Source organism: Stenotrophomonas sp. YJH_SMC_8 (assembly GCF_059371315.1).
The window spans coordinates 190400-206586 of record NZ_JCAFUL010000009.1; the positions used below are offsets into that span (position 1 = coordinate 190400).

16 protein-coding genes are annotated in these 16187 nt (G+C 66.8%); 12 read left to right on the forward strand and 4 right to left on the reverse strand.

What is annotated here, in order from left to right; genetic code table 11:
• Positions 1-84 precede the first annotated feature (84 nt).
• On the forward strand, positions 85-1209 hold the full coding sequence (locus AC5P88_RS13435; RefSeq protein WP_495225284.1) for a GNAT family N-acetyltransferase: 1125 nt from the start codon (positions 85-87) through the stop codon (positions 1207-1209).
• 124 nt (positions 1210-1333) lie between these two features.
• Here AC5P88_RS13435 and AC5P88_RS13440 read toward each other — a convergent pair whose 3' ends face one another.
• A complete protein-coding gene (locus AC5P88_RS13440; protein ID WP_495225285.1) occupies positions 1334-2602 on the reverse strand; it encodes a hypothetical protein in 1269 nt (422 codons plus the stop codon).
• Positions 2603-2673: 71 nt separating this feature from the next.
• On the opposite strand from AC5P88_RS13440, the gene aat reads away from it, so the two are divergent.
• The 3 genes from aat to AC5P88_RS13455 all read left to right on the forward strand — a co-directional run bounded on the left by aat (position 2674) and on the right by AC5P88_RS13455 (position 4304).
• Positions 2674-3414, forward strand: a complete 741-nt coding sequence (aat, locus tag AC5P88_RS13445; protein WP_106548590.1) for a leucyl/phenylalanyl-tRNA--protein transferase — start codon at positions 2674-2676, stop codon at positions 3412-3414.
• A gap of 86 nt (positions 3415-3500) precedes the next feature.
• Positions 3501-3719: a translation initiation factor IF-1 gene (infA, locus tag AC5P88_RS13450; RefSeq protein WP_005409596.1), complete on the forward strand. Its 219-nt coding sequence runs from the start codon at positions 3501-3503 to the stop codon at positions 3717-3719.
• Positions 3720-3920: 201 nt separating this feature from the next.
• Positions 3921-4304, forward strand: coding sequence for a hypothetical protein (locus AC5P88_RS13455; protein WP_495225286.1), 384 nt, complete (start codon positions 3921-3923; stop codon positions 4302-4304).
• A 75-nt stretch (positions 4305-4379) separates the two neighbouring features.
• On the opposite strand, the gene clpA is transcribed toward AC5P88_RS13455, so the two are convergent.
• Positions 4380-6665: an ATP-dependent Clp protease ATP-binding subunit ClpA gene (clpA, locus tag AC5P88_RS13460; protein WP_106548566.1), complete on the reverse strand. Its 2286-nt coding sequence runs from the start codon at positions 6663-6665 to the stop codon at positions 4380-4382.
• 138 nt (positions 6666-6803) lie between these two features.
• Between clpA and AC5P88_RS13465 the strand changes: the two genes are divergently transcribed.
• Positions 6804-7616, forward strand: a complete 813-nt coding sequence (locus AC5P88_RS13465; RefSeq protein ID WP_495225287.1) for an APH(6) family putative aminoglycoside O-phosphotransferase — start codon at positions 6804-6806, stop codon at positions 7614-7616.
• A 134-nt stretch (positions 7617-7750) separates the two neighbouring features.
• Here the strand turns inward: AC5P88_RS13465 and clpS are convergent, their stop codons facing one another.
• On the reverse strand, positions 7751-8077 hold the full coding sequence (clpS, locus tag AC5P88_RS13470; RefSeq protein ID WP_005409592.1) for an ATP-dependent Clp protease adapter ClpS: 327 nt from the start codon (positions 8075-8077) through the stop codon (positions 7751-7753).
• Positions 8078-8189: 112 nt separating this feature from the next.
• Between clpS and AC5P88_RS13475 the strand changes: the two genes are divergently transcribed.
• The 7 genes from AC5P88_RS13475 (at position 8190) to AC5P88_RS13505 (ending at position 13207) form a co-directional block, all read left to right on the forward strand.
• Positions 8190-8660: a hypothetical protein gene (locus AC5P88_RS13475; RefSeq protein ID WP_111112597.1), complete on the forward strand. Its 471-nt coding sequence runs from the start codon at positions 8190-8192 to the stop codon at positions 8658-8660.
• Position 8661: 1 nt separating this feature from the next.
• On the forward strand, positions 8662-9123 hold the full coding sequence (locus AC5P88_RS13480) for an NUDIX hydrolase (protein ID WP_495225288.1): 462 nt from the start codon (positions 8662-8664) through the stop codon (positions 9121-9123).
• Positions 9120-10262, forward strand: coding sequence for a tRNA 2-thiouridine(34) synthase MnmA (mnmA, locus tag AC5P88_RS13485; RefSeq protein WP_106548569.1), 1143 nt, complete (start codon positions 9120-9122; stop codon positions 10260-10262). The genes AC5P88_RS13480 and mnmA overlap by 4 nt, the downstream gene beginning before the upstream one ends.
• Positions 10259-10873, forward strand: coding sequence for a high frequency lysogenization protein HflD (gene hflD, locus AC5P88_RS13490; protein WP_010485865.1), 615 nt, complete (start codon positions 10259-10261; stop codon positions 10871-10873). The genes mnmA and hflD overlap by 4 nt, the downstream gene beginning before the upstream one ends.
• 177 nt (positions 10874-11050) lie before the next feature.
• Entirely contained in the window at positions 11051-12241 is a 1191-nt protein-coding gene (locus AC5P88_RS13495; RefSeq protein ID WP_032127364.1) for a methyl-accepting chemotaxis protein, read from the forward strand.
• 98 nt (positions 12242-12339) lie between these two features.
• Entirely contained in the window at positions 12340-12555 is a 216-nt protein-coding gene (locus AC5P88_RS13500) for a hypothetical protein (RefSeq protein WP_106548570.1), read from the forward strand.
• A 124-nt stretch (positions 12556-12679) separates the two neighbouring features.
• Positions 12680-13207, forward strand: coding sequence for a hypothetical protein (locus tag AC5P88_RS13505; protein ID WP_106548571.1), 528 nt, complete (start codon positions 12680-12682; stop codon positions 13205-13207).
• A 109-nt stretch (positions 13208-13316) separates the two neighbouring features.
• On the opposite strand, the gene AC5P88_RS13510 is transcribed toward AC5P88_RS13505, so the two are convergent.
• Positions 13317-16076 carry a bifunctional diguanylate cyclase/phosphodiesterase gene (locus AC5P88_RS13510; protein WP_106548572.1) on the reverse strand — a complete coding sequence of 920 codons (2760 nt, stop codon included), beginning with the start codon at positions 16074-16076 and terminating at the stop codon, positions 13317-13319.
• Positions 16077-16187 lie beyond the last annotated feature (111 nt).

Consider the following 16187-nt stretch of genomic DNA (forward strand, 5'->3'; position numbering starts at 1 on the left):
CACCAAAGCTGGGATTTCGTATTTTCCTCACTCGTTCAAGGGTGCCTGGCGGCAATCCGCCTCCACCTGCCCTATCCTTCCCTCATGCCCTCCCCTCGCTTCCTCGACTCCCTGCAGTCCATTGCCGCCACCGACTGGGACGCCCTGCACGACGGCCGCAACCCCTTCGTCAGCCACGCCTTCCTCTCGGGCCTGGAACAACACGGCTGCCTGCGCGAGGACTGGGGCTGGCAGCCCCGGCACTTCACCCTGTGGGAAGGCGACCGCCTGATGGGCGCCATTCCGGGTTACCTGAAGACCAACTCGCACGGCGAGTTCGTGTTCGACCACGCCTGGGCAAACGCCTATGCGCGCCATGGCCGCGACTACTACCCGAAATGGCTCGGCGCAGTGCCGTACTCGCCGGTCACCGGGCCGCGGCTGTTGGCCCGTCACGATTCAGACCGCGCCGCGCTGCTGTCGGCGTTGCGCGATGCGCTGCCGACGCTGGACGTGTCCTCGGCCCATATCAACTTCCACACCGCAGTGGATGAGGCGCTGTTCGGCGATGACTGGCTGCTGCGTGAAGACGTGCAGTTCCAGTGGCAGAACCCGGGCGAGTGGTACACGTTCGAGCAGTTCCTCGGCGCGATGGACCACAAGCACCGCAAGAACATCCGCCAGGAACGGGCCAAGGTCACCCGCCAGGGAATCACCTTCCGCGTTGTGCACGGTGATGACGCCAGTCGCGCCGATCTGCAGGCGATGTACCGCTTCTATCTGCAGACCTTCCTCGAGTACGGCAACGCCCCCGCGCTGACCGAGGCCTTCCTGCGCCACCTGGCCATTTCATTGGGCCGCGGGCTGGTGCTGTTCCTGGCCGAACAGGACGGTGAACTGATTGCCGGCGCGCTGTGCCTGCGTGGCGGAGACACGCTGTATGGCCGTTACTGGGGCGGCGCCACCCTGCCCGGCCTGCACTTCGAGGCCTGCTACTACCAGGGTATCGAGTACTGCCTGAGCGAAGGGTTGACCCGTTTCGAGCCGGGCGCGCAGGGCGAGCACAAGCTGGCGCGGGGCTTCCTGCCGACGCTGGTACGCAGCCGGCACTGGGTGGCTGATGCGGACTTTGCAGAAGCACTGCAGGACTGGTGCCGGCAGGAGCGCCGCGATGTGCGGCGCTACCAGCAGGAGCTGCAGGGACATGGGCCGTTCCGTGCAGTGCCGTAGTCTCGAGCATTCGCGACCTGGGTGCCCCCGGGAAAAGCGTGCCAACCCAGGTGGGCACCTACCAGAGCAATAGCGAGAGCCGCACATATTCGTAGAGTCGAGAGCGATGGTGAGGACACCCTGCTCAGGTGCACTGCCAGAAATGCCCACTCACCCGGCACTTCGCGCACCAGAACGTGTAGAGCATGCCGCCACTGCCCCATAGCAGCACACCTCCACCGGCGGTTGGCAGCGTCGAGTCCAGCTGCATCACGAACGGCATCTCCTGGCCGCAATCGATGCACGCCGGGTACCAGGCACTCTGCACCCAGCTCGGCGCGCCGCCCACGCGCGACAGATTCTGCCGGTGGTTCGACTGCCCCCAGTCCTGCTGTCGCCAGCGCGCGCTGTCCATGACGGCCAGGCCCACTTCGGCACGCATCAGGTCACCGCTGTCGGTGGGCGTGGCCGGTACTGCGCGGTACTGGCTCGGGTGGCAGGCGGGCAGACCAGCGGCATCATGGCGATAGAAGCGCACAGGCGGCTCCTCCCAGCCACAGCAATCCAGGCACAGCCCCAGCGTGATCTCGCCCGTTGCGCCCGGCTGCAGCGCAGCGGCATCGGTCTGCAACAGGCGCTGCAACGGCGCATGGCAGCTGCCACATTGCGCCTCCAGCGGCCCTCCCATACGGCCAGCGTGATGCACCCGCCCACCATTCCAGGTCGGGTGCAGGCGCCAGATGCGCTTGCGCCAGCTCGGTTCGTCAGCCTGCTGCGCGCGATGCTGTTCGCGGCCAAAGCGGATGTGCAACGGCCGCTCCCCATGCAGGCGGCGCGGCTGCGGTCCGTCGGCGACGCCGGCCCAGTGCGCCCATACATCGGCATCCAGCCGCCCCCAGTCGACCACGTATCCGCGGGCGACGGCGTAGGTCTCGGGATGGGTGGCAAGCAGCAACGCCCTGGCCCGCGCCATTTCGCGATCATCATCGGCTTCGGCCAGGATCTGCGCCCAGTGCGCGGCAGTGGCAGGGGGCAAGCCCCGCCATACCTGTGAGGCCAGCTGCAGCTCATCTTCAATGGCCACCGCCAGCAACGCCTCCCAGTCATCCTGCAGCACCTGCGGCGCCTGGTAGCTGGCGAACTCCATCACGCTGGCCAGCAGTTCACCGCGCTCGCCGCCGCGATAGCGGCGCCAGGCCTCGGCGCAGACCGGCGCAACCGCTTCATCGGGCAGCAGGTCCAACGCCATGTCGAGAAAGGCCGAAGCCGGTGAGCGGCGCGCCAGCGCAACCCGGATCAGTTCGCCCAGCTGACCCGGCGCCTCGCCGGCCAGCGACAGCAGCATGCTCTGGCTGTCGTTGCGGGTGCGCGGGGTGTCGTGCACATCGAGGATGGCACTGATCGATTCACTCATGCGGGGCTCCTTGCCGACGGGAACTGATGGTGCCAGACATCGCCGATCACCACGACGAATACAATGGCGGCATGACCCGCCAGTTGCCCTGGCGCCTGGCCGATATGCCGGACGCCCCCTTTCCTCCGGCCGAGACCGCGCTGCGCCAGCCTGATGGCCTGCTCGCCGTCGGCGGTGACCTGCATCCGGTGCGCCTGCTCAATGCCTACGCCGGCGGCATCTTTCCGTGGTTCAGCGAGGGCGAGCCGATCCTGTGGTGGTCACCGGACCCTCGCGTGGTGTTCCGCACCGGCGGCGTGCATCTGTCCAGCCGCTTCCGCCGCCAGTTGCGCAGCAGTACGTGGGAGGTCACCGCCGACACCGCCTTCAGCCGCGTGATGCGTGCCTGTGCGGCGGCACCGCGGCCCGGCCAGGACGGCACCTGGATCAGCCCGGCGATGGTCGAAGCCTACAGCCAGCTGCACGACCTGGGCTTTGCCCATTCGTTCGAAGTCTGGGACCGGCAGACCCTGGTCGGTGGCATCTACGGGGTCGCGATCGGGTCGATGTTCTTTGGCGAGAGCATGTTCAGTGGTGCCAGCGGCGGCTCCAAGATCGCCCTGGCCGCCCTGGCATCCACCCTGCATGGCTGGGGCTGGGAACTGATCGATGCCCAGGTGGAGAATCCGCACCTGCTGCGGATGGGTGCCGAGCACCTCCCGCGCGCGGAATTCCTGCTCCACGTGCGCCGGGCCGTACGCGGTGACGGCCTGGAAGGCCCATGGACCCAGGCGGTCGGGCGCTTGCCAGCACGGCGTTTGGCCGGGGGTTAACACAAACTTTGCAAGCTGGCGCCGTCACGCGTAAAATACTGCGCCTTAGGCCCAGCGTGGCCGTTTTCTGAACCGCACAGGACTACATGTCGAAAGACGATTCCATCGAGTTCGAGGGCACCGTCAGCGAGACGCTGCCGAACACCACTTTCCGCGTTCGTCTGGAAAATGGGCACGAAATCATCGCCCATATCTCCGGCCGCATGCGCAAGAACTACATCCGCATCCTCACCGGTGACCGGGTCAAGGTTGAAATGACCCCGTATGACCTGACCAAGGGTCGTATCACCTACCGCATGAAGTAAGCGGTCGGCGCCTGGCGCCACTTCGACAAGGCCAGCCCTGGTTGCTGGCCTTTTGTCATGCCCGGAATCCGGCCCTGCCGGAGGTCACCATGACCGAGCTCACCGTGGCGTCGGTCAGCCCTGCTTGCGGCAGATTCGCGCTTGCTGCAGCGGCGGCATCGTGGGATCCGATCCAGTCCGGATCGCCACCCCCGCCCGATCATGAACGCCCTGCTCCCGCACGTCCTGCTGCCGGCAGTTCTGCTGGTCAGCCTGTCCCTGTCGGCATTTGCCGCCGAACCCAGCAAGCCCTCCAACCCGTCCGAGTGCATCGCCCTCGGCAGCAATCGCGATATCCGCCCCTCCAGTACGGAACGCGAGGTGCTGCTGCGCGACGGTGACAGCCACTATCGGGTGCACCTGCAGAAGCGCTGCCTGGGCGCTGCCGCCTCAGCCCGTTACGCGCTCTTCACGCCCGGCACGCCTGGACAGGTCTGCAGCGGCGCCCGCAGCACGCTTCGGACCGAAAGCAACCACTGCGCTATGACCTGGATCGAGCCGATCGATGCAGCAACCTTCAAGCGCCTGGCCCAGCAAGGGCGCTGAACTGCACCGCACACGACAAGGGCGGCCGAAGCCGCCCTTGTCCCTGCCCGTACCGGGCACCGGTCCGGCGCGAAGTTACTCCACCGTCACCGGCAACAGGCGCTCCGGCTCGGCCTGGGCTTCGACCACCAGCTCGTCGTCGCGCACGTCGATGCTGACCTTGCCGCCGTTGACCAGCTTGCCGAACAGCAGCTCGTCGGCCAGCGGGCGCTTGACCTTGTCCTGGATGACGCGGGCCATGGGCCGGGCACCCATCAGCGGGTCGAAACCGTGGTGGGCCAGCCAATCGCGCGCGGTCGGAGTTGCCGACAGGCTGACGTGCTTCTCCTGCAGGCGCATCTCCAGCTCGATCAGGAACTTGTCCACCACGCGCAGGATGTGCTCGAAGCCCAGCGCCTGGAACTGCACCACCGCGTCAAGACGGTTGCGGAATTCCGGGGTGAAGCTGCGGCGGATGGTCTCCATCGCGTCGGTGGCATGGTCCTGCTTGGTGAAGCCGATCGAACGCCGCGAGGCCTGCGCCGCACCGGCGTTGGTGGTCATCACCAGCACCACGTTCTTGAAGTTCGCTTCGCGACCATTGGTATCGGTCAGCACGCCGCGGTCCATCACCTGCAACAGGATGTTGAAGATGTCCGGATGCGCCTTCTCGATCTCATCCAGCAGCAGCACGCAGTGCGGCGTCTTGACGATCTTCTCGGTCAGCAGGCCGCCCTGGTCGAAGCCGACGTAGCCCGGAGGCGCGCCGATCAGGCGGCTGATCGAATGCGGCTCCATGTACTCGGACATATCGAAGCGGACCAGCTCGATGCCCAGCTGCAACGCCAGCTGCTTGGTCACTTCGGTCTTGCCGACACCGGTCGGGCCGGCGAACAGGAAGTTGCCGATCGGCTTTTCCGGGTTGCCCAGGCCCGAACGGGCCAGCTTGATCGCCGAGGACAACGTCTCGATGGCCGGGTCCTGGCCGAAGATCACCATCTTCAGGTTGCGCTCCAGGTGCTGCAGCACATCCTTGTCGGTGGCACTGACCTGCTTGGCCGGGATGCGCGCCATCTTGGCCACGATCGCCTCGACCTCCTCGACGTCGATCAGCTCCTTGCGCTGCCCCTCGGGCAGCAGGCGCTGGCGGGCACCGGCCTCGTCGATCACGTCGATGGCCTTGTCCGGCAGCAGGCGGTCGCCGATGTGCTTCACCGACAGGTCCACTGCGGCCTGCAGGGCCTCGTCGGAGTAGGTCACGCCGTGATGCAGCTCGTACTTGGACTTCAGGCCCTGCAGGATCTCGTAGGTTTCGCCCACGGTCGGCTCGACGATGTCGATCTTCTGGAAGCGGCGGGCCAGTGCCCGGTCCTTCTCGAAGATGCCGCGGTATTCCTGGAAGGTGGTCGAGCCGATGCAGCGCAGCTCGCCGGAGGCCAGCGCCGGCTTGATCAGGTTGGACGCATCCATGGTGCCGCCCGACGCCGAACCGGCACCGATGATGGTGTGGATCTCGTCGATGAACAGCACCGCGTTGGGCACCTTCTTCAGTGCCGTCAGCACGCTCTTCAGGCGCTTCTCGAAGTCACCACGGTACTTGGTACCGGCTACCAGTGCGCCCAGGTCGAGCGAGTAGATCACCGCGTCGGCCAGCACGTCGGGCACCGAGCCTTCGATGATGCGACGGGCCAGGCCTTCGGCGATGGCCGTCTTGCCCACGCCGGCCTCACCCACGTACAGCGGGTTGTTCTTGCGGCGGCGGCACAGGACCTGGATGGTCCGCTCGATCTCGTCGGCACGGCCGACCAGCGGGTCGATGCGACCTGCCCGGGCCTGGTCATTGAGGTTGCTGGCGAACTCGGTCAGGGCATCTCCCTTGGGCTCGCCCTCCCCGCCTTCCATGCGGCTCTCGCCCTCCGAGGACGAAGACGGCTGCTCGCCCTCCTCGCCCAGCTTGGCGATGCCATGGGACAGGTAATTGACCACATCCAGCCGGGTCACATCCTGCTGGTTGAGGTAATAGACGGCATGGGAGTCCTTTTCGCCGAAGATGGCGACCAGCACATTGGCGCCGGTGACCTCCTTCTTGCCCGAGGACTGCACGTGGTACACGGCCCGCTGCAGCACGCGCTGGAAGCCCAGGGTCGGCTGGGTATCGCGGCCGTCATCCTCGGCCAGGCGGGACACGGAGGCCTCGATGGCCTGCTCCAGCTCCTGGCGCAGGCGTTCGGCGTCGGCACCACAGGCCTTCAGTACGGCCTGGGCGGACGGGTTGTCGAGCAGTGCCAACAGCAGGTGTTCGACCGTCATGAACTCATGCCGGGCCTCACGGGCGCGCTTGTAGCACTGGCCGATGGTGTGTTCGAGGTCTTTGCTGAACATGGATTACTCCGGCGGCAGATGGGGACAATATGCGGCCTGACTACGCGTTTTCCATCACCCTAGCGGATTGCTGCGTTCAGATGGCGTTAGCAGTACACATCGCTTGATCTTCATTCACTCCAGGACAGCCCGCCCAGCATGAGCGAACCCTACCTGAGCCGCTGGCGATTGCGGCGTGATGGCGAGGCCATCGAAACGCCGCGCGCCCGCCTCTGGCCGGTGCTGACCGCCGCCGGCGAACCGGCGATGCTGAAGGTCAGCGACGAACCCGAGGAACAGAACGCCCATCGGCTGCTGCGCTGGTGGGCTGGCGACGGCGCCGCCCAACTGCTGGCCCACGAGGGGCCGGCAATCCTGATCGAGCGTGCCGGTGGCGACTCGCTGCGGCAGCGTTCGATCCAGGGCGACGATGACACCTGCACCACGATCCTGTGCCAGGTCCTGCAGCGGCTGCACCGGCCACGGAGCGCACCGCCAGCGGAACTGGTCTGCCTGCGTACATGGTTCGCCGACCTGCTGCAGCCAAGGGCTGCGCTGCCGCCACTGCTGGAACAGTGCAGATCACTGGCGGAGGGGCTGCTGCAGGACGAACGGGAGATCCGGCCGCTGCACGGCGACCTGCACCACGACAACGTGCTGGATTTCGGCGCGCGCGGCTGGCTGGCGATCGACCCGAAGCGGCTGCTGGGCGACCGGGCCTTCGACTACACCACACTGTTCAGCAACCCGGACCTGTGCGGTCCCGGCATCCATGTCGCGACGCGACCGGAACGGTTTGTGGCTCGTCTTGAACAGGTCAGTGCGCTGGCGGAGCTGGATCGAACGCGCCTGCTGCGCTGGATCGCGGCCAGCACGGGATTGTCGGCGGTCTGGTTCCGGGATGACGGCGACCCGGCCGACATCGATGAGACGGTAGCGCAAATGGCGCTGGAGGCACTGGCGGAAGCGTGACCCAGCTGTAGAGCCGAGCCTGCGCTCGGCTGCCGTTGGCAGAGATCTGGATGCCTGGGTGAGCAGCAGCCGAGCGTGGGCTCGGCTCTACAATCTTCCGGAATCGGTGTACCCGGACGAGAACCGGCAGCCGGTCAGGCCTTTTCCATCGTGCACAGCAGCGGGTGCTGGTTCATCCGCGAGTACTCGTTGACCTGGGCAACCTTGGTCTCGGCCACCTCGCGGGTGAACACACCGCACACGCCACGGCCGCGGGTATGGACGTGCAGCATCACCTGCGTGGCCTTGTCCAGGTCCATGCTGAAGAACTGCTGCAGGACGTCCACCACGAAATCCATCGGGGTGTAGTCGTCGTTGAGCAGCATCACCTGGTAGAACGGCGGCGGCGCCACTTCCGGGCGCGCGGCCTCTACGGCGACGCCGTGCTCGTGCTGGGAATCGGGGGAAGACTCATGGGGCATCGGGCCATTATAGAGGCTCGGGCGAGCCTGCGTCGGCCCGCCGCAGATTGGACGGCACGCACGCCCGCCGTCACAATTGCACCCTCTCTCAGTAATGTTTCACAGGATCTTCATGAAAAGGACCCTTCTCTCCACCCTGCTGATCGCCCTGGCTGCATCCGGCTCCGCCGCTGCAGCAGACGCCGACAAGGCCGTGGCCCGCCACCTGGACAAGCTGGGCTACACCTACGAAGTCGATGAGGATGGCGACTACCGCATGGTCTTCGACGTCGAGGGTGACCGCACCCAGATGGTCTATGTGCGTTCGTCGGTGGAGGATTTCGGCACCCACAACATCCGTGAGATCTGGTCGCCCGCTTACAGCGCCAAGACCAAGCAGTTCCCGGTGGCCGTGGCCAACCGCCTGCTGGAAGATTCGCAGGATGCCAAGATGGGCGGCTGGGTAAAGCAGGACACCACCGCCATGTTCGTGGTCAAGATCGACGCCGATGCCACCGCCGACCAGCTCAGCGACGCCATCGATGCGGCCATCCGCACCGCCGACGCCATGGAGCTGGAACTGACCAAGAAGGACGAGTTCTGAGTTGAACGCCACGCCGGACCCGCGCTGGGCACCGCACGCCACCGTCGCCACCGTGGTGGTCGACGGCGGCCGCGTGCTGCTGGTTGAAGAGACCATTGATGGCCGGCAGGTGCTCAACCAGCCGGCCGGCCACCTCGAGCCTGGCGAAAGCCTGGCCGAGGCAGCCCTGCGCGAGACCCGCGAGGAAACCGGCTGGACGGTGCAGCTGACCCATTTCATCGGCTGCTACCAGTGGACCGCCGGCGACGGCACGACCTTCCTGCGTTTCTGCTATGCGGCGCGCCCGGTCTCGCATGACCCGGCGCAGCCGTTGGACACCGGCATTGATCGCGCACTGTGGCTGACCCCGGCCGAGCTGCGGGCCGCCCGCGAACGCCAGCGCAGCCCGCTGGTCTGGCAGGTGGTGGCCGATTACCTGGGTGGCCAGCGCCACCCGCTTTCGCTGGTCCGGGAGGTCGCATGAGCACTCCGCGCGTGATGGTGGGCGTCTCTGGTGGTGTCGACTCCTCGGTCGCCGCCTGGCGCCTGGTACAGCAGGGTGAGGCCGTGGCCGGGCTGTTCATGCAGAACTGGGCCGACGATGGCAGCGGCGACTGCCGCGCCGAGGACGACCGCCGCGATGCGGTGGCGGTGTGCGGCCTGCTCGGCATTCCCTTCCACTTCCGCGATTTCTCCAGCGAGTACTGGCAGGGCGTGTTCGAACACTTCCTGGCCGAGTACGCCGCCGGCCGCACGCCGAACCCGGACGTGCTGTGCAACCGCGAAGTGAAGTTCAAGCATTTCCTGGATGCCGCCCGCGAGCTGGGCGCCGAGCGCATCGCCACCGGCCATTACGCGCGAGTGGCCCAGCGCGGCCACCAGTGGCTGCTGCTGCGCGGCGCCGACCGCTCCAAGGACCAGAGCTACTTCCTGCACCAGCTGGGCCAGGAACAGCTGTCGGCGACCCTGTTCCCGATCGGCGACCTGGAAAAGACCGACCTGCGACGGATCGCGCGCGATGTCAGCCTGCCGACCCACGCCAAGAAGGACTCCACCGGCATCTGTTTCATCGGCGAGCGCGACTTCCGCGAGTTCCTCGGCCGCTACCTGCCGGCCAAGCCCGGCCAGATCCTCGACCCGGCCGACGGCAGCGTCATCGCCGAACATCCGGGCGTGTTCTATTTCACCCTCGGCCAGCGCGAGGGGCTGAACATCGGCGGCGTGCGCGGCCGCCCGGCCGCGCCGTGGTACGTGGTCGGCAAGGATGTGGCCAGCAACGTGCTGTATGTGGACCAGGACCGCGACAGCAAGTGGATGCTGTCCGACCGCCTGCGTTCGGAAACCGCGCACTGGATTGCCGGCTCGCCGCCGGCGCGGCGCTTCGAATGCACCGCCCAGACCCGCTACCGCCAGCCCGACGAGCCGTGTACGGTCGAGGTGCTGGACGATGGCAGCCTGCTGGTCACCTTCGCGCGCCCGCAGCGCGCCGTTACCCCCGGTCAATCACTGGTGCTGTATGACGGTGAGGTGTGCCTGGGTGGCGCGGTGATCGCCGCCACCGATGCGCCGCTGGAACAGCGCCTGCGCACCACCCCTTCCCCTTTTGAGGTAATCGCTGCATGAGTTTCACTGTCGACGACCGCGTCCTGGCCCTGGCCGGCATTGCCCAGGCCCTGCAGCAGGTACGCCGCATCGCCGATACCGGCCATTCCGACGCCGCCGCCGTGCGCACCGCCGTGGACAGCGTGTTCCGTGTCGATGCGTCCTCGCCGCAGGAGGTGTTCGGTGACCGTCATGCACTGAAGGCTGGCCTGCGCCTGCTGCACAACTACTTCCGCAGCCAGGGCCAGGACCCGATCCTGCCCAAGCTGGCCCTGTCGGTGCTGCAGCTGGAGCGCCGCTTCGTGCAGGACGGCGCCACCGTGAACAAGGTCGCCTCGGGCATCGAGCGCGCCCAGCGCCAGGCCACCGAGCTGGGCGACAGCGGCCATCCGGACGTGCTGGCCAACCTGGGTGGCCTGTACGCGGACACCATCAGCCACCTCAAGCCGCGGGTGATGGTGCAGGGCAACCCGCACTACCTGGGCCAGGCCGGCGTGGTGGCCGAGATCCGGGCCCTGCTGCTGGCCGCGGTGCGCTCGGCGGTGCTGTGGCGCCAGCTGGGCGGCAGCTACTGGGACTTCCTGTTCAGCCGCAAGGCGATGATCGAGGCCGTGGACCGGCAGCTGGCCTGAGCCCGAGGGGTCAGAGCCCTTTTCCATGGAAAGGGATCCGACCCCGTCGCTGCCTGGCCCTGAAGTCGCCAAGGCGCCGGAAAACCGGCGCATTCAGAATGCACTTCAAGGCACATCGACGTTAAAGAGAAAGGGGGTACGGCCGATACATCCTCCGTGCACCTCCCGAGAACGTCCATGTACTCACGCATTTTCATCCGTCTGGCCGCCCCCCTGGCTCTGACCCTGCTGCTCCCCTTCGCCATCGGTTTCGAATGGCCGGCCGCCCTGCGCTGGGCGATCCTGACCACGATGACGCTGAGCTGGCTCGGCTTTGCGTGGTGGACCACCCGCGCCCAGGCGCACCGTTCCCCGGAACATGCCCGTGTCCTGCGTGAGCAGGACCAGCTGCTGACCGAACTGCGCAACTTCGTCGGCAACGAGATCGACGGTTCGCGCGGCGAAGTGGAACGCGCCCGTGACCTGATCCGCCAGGCCGTCTCCAGCCTCGGTGGCAGCTTCGATGCGATGAACCGCAAGTCGCGCCAGCAGAGCCAGGCCCTGTCGCGCATCGTCGACCGCGCCGGTGATGAAGGCAATGCCGGCCTCGACGTTGCCCGTTTCGCCCAGCACGCCAGCCACCGCATGGAACAGCTGGTCGAAGCGCTGGAACAGGTCAGCGGCCAGAGCAGCACCACCGTGCAGCACATCGACCAGATGGCGCAGCACCTGGATGGCATCTTCGCGCTGCTGGAAGACGTCAAGTCGATCGCCGACCAGACCAACCTACTGGCCCTGAACGCTGCCATTGAAGCGGCGCGTGCCGGTGAAGCCGGTCGTGGCTTCGCGGTGGTCGCCGACGAAGTGCGCAACCTCTCCGAGCGCTCGACCACGTTCAACGAGCAGATCCGCAAGCTGGCGCACAGCTCCAAGGACGCCATTGCCAAGGTCCGCGAGACGGTCTCGCACATGGCCTCGCGCGATATGGATCGTTCCCGCGAAGCGCGCCAGGAAGCGGCGGCGATGCTCGACAACGTGGCCCAGATCAACGCCTCGCTGGGCGACGGCATGCGCGAAGTGTCCGACTGCGCCCGTTCGATCGATGGCAGCGTGGCCGAAGCCGTGCGCGCCCTGCAGTTCGAAGACATCGCCACCCAGGCGCTGGGCGGCGTGCACACCCACCTGGACCGCCTGACCGCGATCAACCGTGAGGCGGTGGCCCTGCAGGAACTGCTGCACCGCAATGGCGGCGTGTTCGACGAAGAGATCGCCACCGCCCTGCAGCGCACCGGCAGCCGCCTGCGCGAACTGCGTAGCGAGTGGGAACGCCCGCCGCACAAGCCGGTTGCCCAGCAGAGCATGGGCGCCGGCACCGTCGAGCTGTTCTGATCCTGATGTCCGCTGCCGTTGCCGGCAGCCCGCAAGGCCCCGGTCATCCCGGGGCCTTTGCCTGTACCCTGCCGTTGGATGCATCCTGTACGCGCACCATGACCCTGATCCGTGCCCTGCCCTCCCTCACCGATAACGAGCGCCCGCGCAACGCGAGCGTGCGTGAGCAGCTGCAGCAGCTGGAAGAGGTCGCCCGCGAAGAGATCCGCGAACTGCAGCAGCTGGCCGATGCACGTCCGGCGCCGTCCCGCGCGGACGAGGAGCTGCTGGGGCTGGCGTGGGACCTGGGGCTGGATGGCGAAGCCCTGAGGTAGATCCACGCCATGCGTGGATGGCGTCCGGGAACACGCGCTGCCACATCATCCACGCATGGCGTGAATCTACAAGATGGGCTGAATCGCTGTGGCATGATGCGCCGGTCCCGCTCATGGAAGACCGATGGCCATCGCCGTAATCGCATTGATGCTGTTGGAACTGCTGCTTCTGTTGTTCTGGGCACCGCTCTTCTTCCGCACCGGCATCGTCCTGTTCAACCAGCGCATCGCCGCCTCTCCGGCTGAACTGACACAGCTGTCGCTGATCGGACTGGAGTACGACCTTCCTACCGACAAGTGGCTGAGCTTTGTGTTCCGTGTACTGCCCGACCGCAGTGTGGCGTTCCGTGAGAGCTTCGCACCGGGCTATGGCGGCCGCTATTTTCCGTTGATGCACGGCCAGCTGCTGGTCGACAAGCGACGCCGCGAGGTGCGTGTGATCGGGCGATGCAGCTGGTTCGCGCTGGCCCTGACCGTGCTGGTGCTGCCCATCATCCTGGTGCGCCCAATGGCATGGCCGATGCTGGGCATGCTGCTGGTGTTCTATATGGGTTATCGCATCCAGCTGCAGCGCTATGCCGAGGTTGTCGAAGCAGTGCGGGCGCGGGTGCGGTCGGAGTTCCCGCAGCGATTCGTTGACCCAGGGCGGTAGATCCACGCCATGCGTGGATGGTCGCGAGCGCAGGCATTCGTGCCGACCAAGGTCGGCACCCACCAGAGCGGGTTGCGGTAGATCCACGCCACGCGTGGATGGTCGCCAGCTAGCGCACCAGCACCACTTCCCCACTGGCATCGGTGCGCAGCGAAACCGGCTGTGGCTGGCGCAACCACTGCGCCAGGTCGCGCGGGCTGAGCGGTCGCGAGTACAGGTAGCCCTGGATCTCGTCGCAGCCCTGGCGGCGCAGCATGTCTTCTTCCTGGTGCGTTTCCACGCCCTCGGCCACCACCTTCATGCCCAGCGCGTGGCCCAGGTGCACGATCGCCTGGGTTACTTCGGCCGTGCCCGAATCGTGCAGCATGCCCTGCACGAAACTGCGGTCGATCTTCAGGCGGCCCACCGGGAAGCGGTTGAGGTAGTTGAGGTTGGAGAAGCCGGTACCGAAGTCATCCACCGCCAGCGGCACGCCGTGCCGTTCCAGCACGTCGAAGCAATGCCGCAGGATGTCGGTGTCACGGATCAATGCCGACTCGGTCAGTTCCAGCTCCAGTCGTTGCGGCGGCCAGCCATGGGCGTGGCAGATCTCGATCACGCGCTCGGCAAAGCCGCGGTCACGCAGCTGTACCGCGGAGACATTCACCGCGATGCGGTCGAAGCGCAGACCCGCACGGTCCCAGGCGGTGGCCTGGCGGCAGGCCTCATTCAGTACCCAGTCGCCGATCCGTACGATCTCGCCGCACTTCTCTGCGATGGGGATGAACTCGGCCGGGCTGCAGTAGCCGATCCCGGGCCGGTGCCAGCGCAGCAGCGCCTCGATCGCCGGCGGCTCGCCATGATGGGCATGCAGCAGCGGCTGGTAGGCCAGGCTGAACTCTTCGCGCTCAATGGCGCCGTGCAGAGCGTGCTCGAGCTCAAGCTTGCGCTGGATGCGCGCCAGCGCGTCCTGGCTGTAGTACTGGTAGGTATTGCGGCCGGCTTCCTTGGCCGCGTACATCGCCGCATCGGCGGCACGCAGCAGGGAATCGAAGTCGGTCTGCGCATCACCCAGCATCGCGATGCCGACACTGGCGCCCACCTTCAAGGTGGTTTCGCCCCGGCGCAGCGGTTCGGCCAACGAAGCAATCAGTTTACGTGCCACATGGCCCGCATCCTCCGGTTCGGCCAGGTCGCGCAGCACCACGATGAATTCATCGCCACTGAAGCGGCCGAACAGATCGTTGTTGCGCAGGTTCTGGTGCAGCCGGGTAGCGGCCGCCTTCAGCAGGGCGTCGCCGGTGGCGTGACCGAAACTGTCGTTGATGGTCTTGAAGCCATCCAGATCGATGAACAGCATCGCCAGCGATGTCCCGCGGTCGCGCGCCTCTTCGATGGCTTCGGCGGTCTGTTCGCCGAGCAGCACGCGATTGGGCAGGCCAGTGAGCAGATCGTAATGCGCCAGCAGCTCGATACGCTCGTTGGCCTCGCGCTCGCGGGTGATGTCACGGAACAGCACCACGAAGCGCGGCGGCAGCCCATCACGACGGTCCAGTTCGATCAGCACCTGCACCCAGACGCGCAGGCCGGACTGGCGGTAGAAGCACAGGTCCAGCTGCTCGGGCAGCCCGCCATCGGCGATGCGCCCCAACGCCGCTTCAAAGGCGTTGCGAGAGTCCTCGGTGTACAACGCCAGCGCCTGGTCGAGGGTGATCGGTTCCTTGCGCAGGCCGTGGATGCGATAGCACTCCTCGGTCCACTGCATGTGCCGGGTCTGCACCTCGATCTCGCAGCCGCCAATGCGGCCCAGCGCGGAGACGCGGTTGAGCAGCTCGGTACGCCAGCGGATAAGCGCATCGGTCTGGTGCTGCTCGGTGATGTTCTGCACCTGTCCGAGCAACCGCTTGGGCTGCCCGTCCATGTCCAGCAGCGGCTGCATCCACAGCCGCAGGTGCTGCGACGGTTCATGGCCGCGGGTCAGTTCCAGCTCGAGATTGGCGGCGCGGCCATCGCGCCACAACCGTCGCCAGGCTGCACGCAGTGCACCACGTGAACGTGGGTGCAGCTGCTTCAGCCAGCGGCGCTGGCCGGGCACGGCGCCCTGCTCCAGCGCCAGCAGCGAACGCAGCTCCGGCGACCACCAGAAGTGACCACTGTTGGGATCGAACGACCAGCTGCCCATGCTGGCGATGCGCTGGGCCTCGCTCAGGTGCAGCTGCTGTTCCTGAAGCAGCCCTTCCAGCTGCTTCTGCTGTTCGATATCGGTATGGGTGCCGACCATGCGCAACGGTTGGCCATCGGCGGTGCGCGCGACCACGCGGCCCCGGTCCAGCACCCAGCGCCACTGGCCATCGGCCTGGCGGAAACGGAACTGTGCGCTGTACTGCTCGCTCAGCCCACGCAGATGCTCGTCCAGTGCGACCCGTACCTGGGCGATGTCCTCGCTGTGCACGCGCGCCAGTATCTCGGTGGCGGTTTCATCGCCCAGTGCGGGAGTCCGCACCACACGGTCGCTGGGAATGTCCCAGTCCCACAGGCTGTGACCGGCACTGTCCAGCGCCAGCTCCCAGCGCCCACCGCCGCCGAGCGGCACCGGTTCGGGAATGCTCAGTGTGAAGGCCAGCAGATTGCCGGCGCCATCATGCACGGCGCGCAGGTGGCCGTCGTAGTGCCCGTGCGGGCCACCCGGCAGCGTGCAGGCCACGATGCCGCCATCGGCCGCCATCAGGCGCAGATCCTCCAGCATCGGCGCATAGGCGGCCACGGTGGCCGGCAGGCCATGCTCGCGCGCAGCCGGATTGGCCGCCAGCGGGCGGCCCGTGCGGTCGACGATGACCAGCGCCGACGCAAGCGGGTGCTGCAGCAGGCTGGCGATGATCCCTTGGTCCACGCGATCTTGCTCCGGATGACACGCCCGTCAGCGGGGCACGCAGTGGTTAACGGCGCCTGCGGCGGATAATTGAGTGGTCAGGGCACACCCGCGCGGTAAGATGGCCGGCGC

Coding starts and splice junctions, on each gene's coding strand:
- AC5P88_RS13435 (WP_495225284.1), top strand. CDS start 85: ATGCCCTCCCCTCGCTTCCTCGACTCCCTGCAGTCCATTGCCGCCACC.
- AC5P88_RS13440 (WP_495225285.1), bottom strand. CDS start 2,602: ATGAGTGAATCGATCAGTGCCATCCTCGATGTGCACGACACCCCGCGC.
- aat (WP_106548590.1), top strand. CDS start 2,674: ATGACCCGCCAGTTGCCCTGGCGCCTGGCCGATATGCCGGACGCCCCC.
- infA (WP_005409596.1), top strand. CDS start 3,501: ATGTCGAAAGACGATTCCATCGAGTTCGAGGGCACCGTCAGCGAGACG.
- AC5P88_RS13455 (WP_495225286.1), top strand. CDS start 3,921: ATGAACGCCCTGCTCCCGCACGTCCTGCTGCCGGCAGTTCTGCTGGTC.
- clpA (WP_106548566.1), bottom strand. CDS start 6,665: ATGTTCAGCAAAGACCTCGAACACACCATCGGCCAGTGCTACAAGCGC.
- AC5P88_RS13465 (WP_495225287.1), top strand. CDS start 6,804: ATGAGCGAACCCTACCTGAGCCGCTGGCGATTGCGGCGTGATGGCGAG.
- clpS (WP_005409592.1), bottom strand. CDS start 8,077: ATGCCCCATGAGTCTTCCCCCGATTCCCAGCACGAGCACGGCGTCGCC.
- AC5P88_RS13475 (WP_111112597.1), top strand. CDS start 8,190: ATGAAAAGGACCCTTCTCTCCACCCTGCTGATCGCCCTGGCTGCATCC.
- mnmA (WP_106548569.1), top strand. CDS start 9,120: ATGAGCACTCCGCGCGTGATGGTGGGCGTCTCTGGTGGTGTCGACTCC.
- hflD (WP_010485865.1), top strand. CDS start 10,259: ATGAGTTTCACTGTCGACGACCGCGTCCTGGCCCTGGCCGGCATTGCC.
- AC5P88_RS13495 (WP_032127364.1), top strand. CDS start 11,051: ATGTACTCACGCATTTTCATCCGTCTGGCCGCCCCCCTGGCTCTGACC.
- AC5P88_RS13500 (WP_106548570.1), top strand. CDS start 12,340: ATGACCCTGATCCGTGCCCTGCCCTCCCTCACCGATAACGAGCGCCCG.
- AC5P88_RS13505 (WP_106548571.1), top strand. CDS start 12,680: ATGGCCATCGCCGTAATCGCATTGATGCTGTTGGAACTGCTGCTTCTG.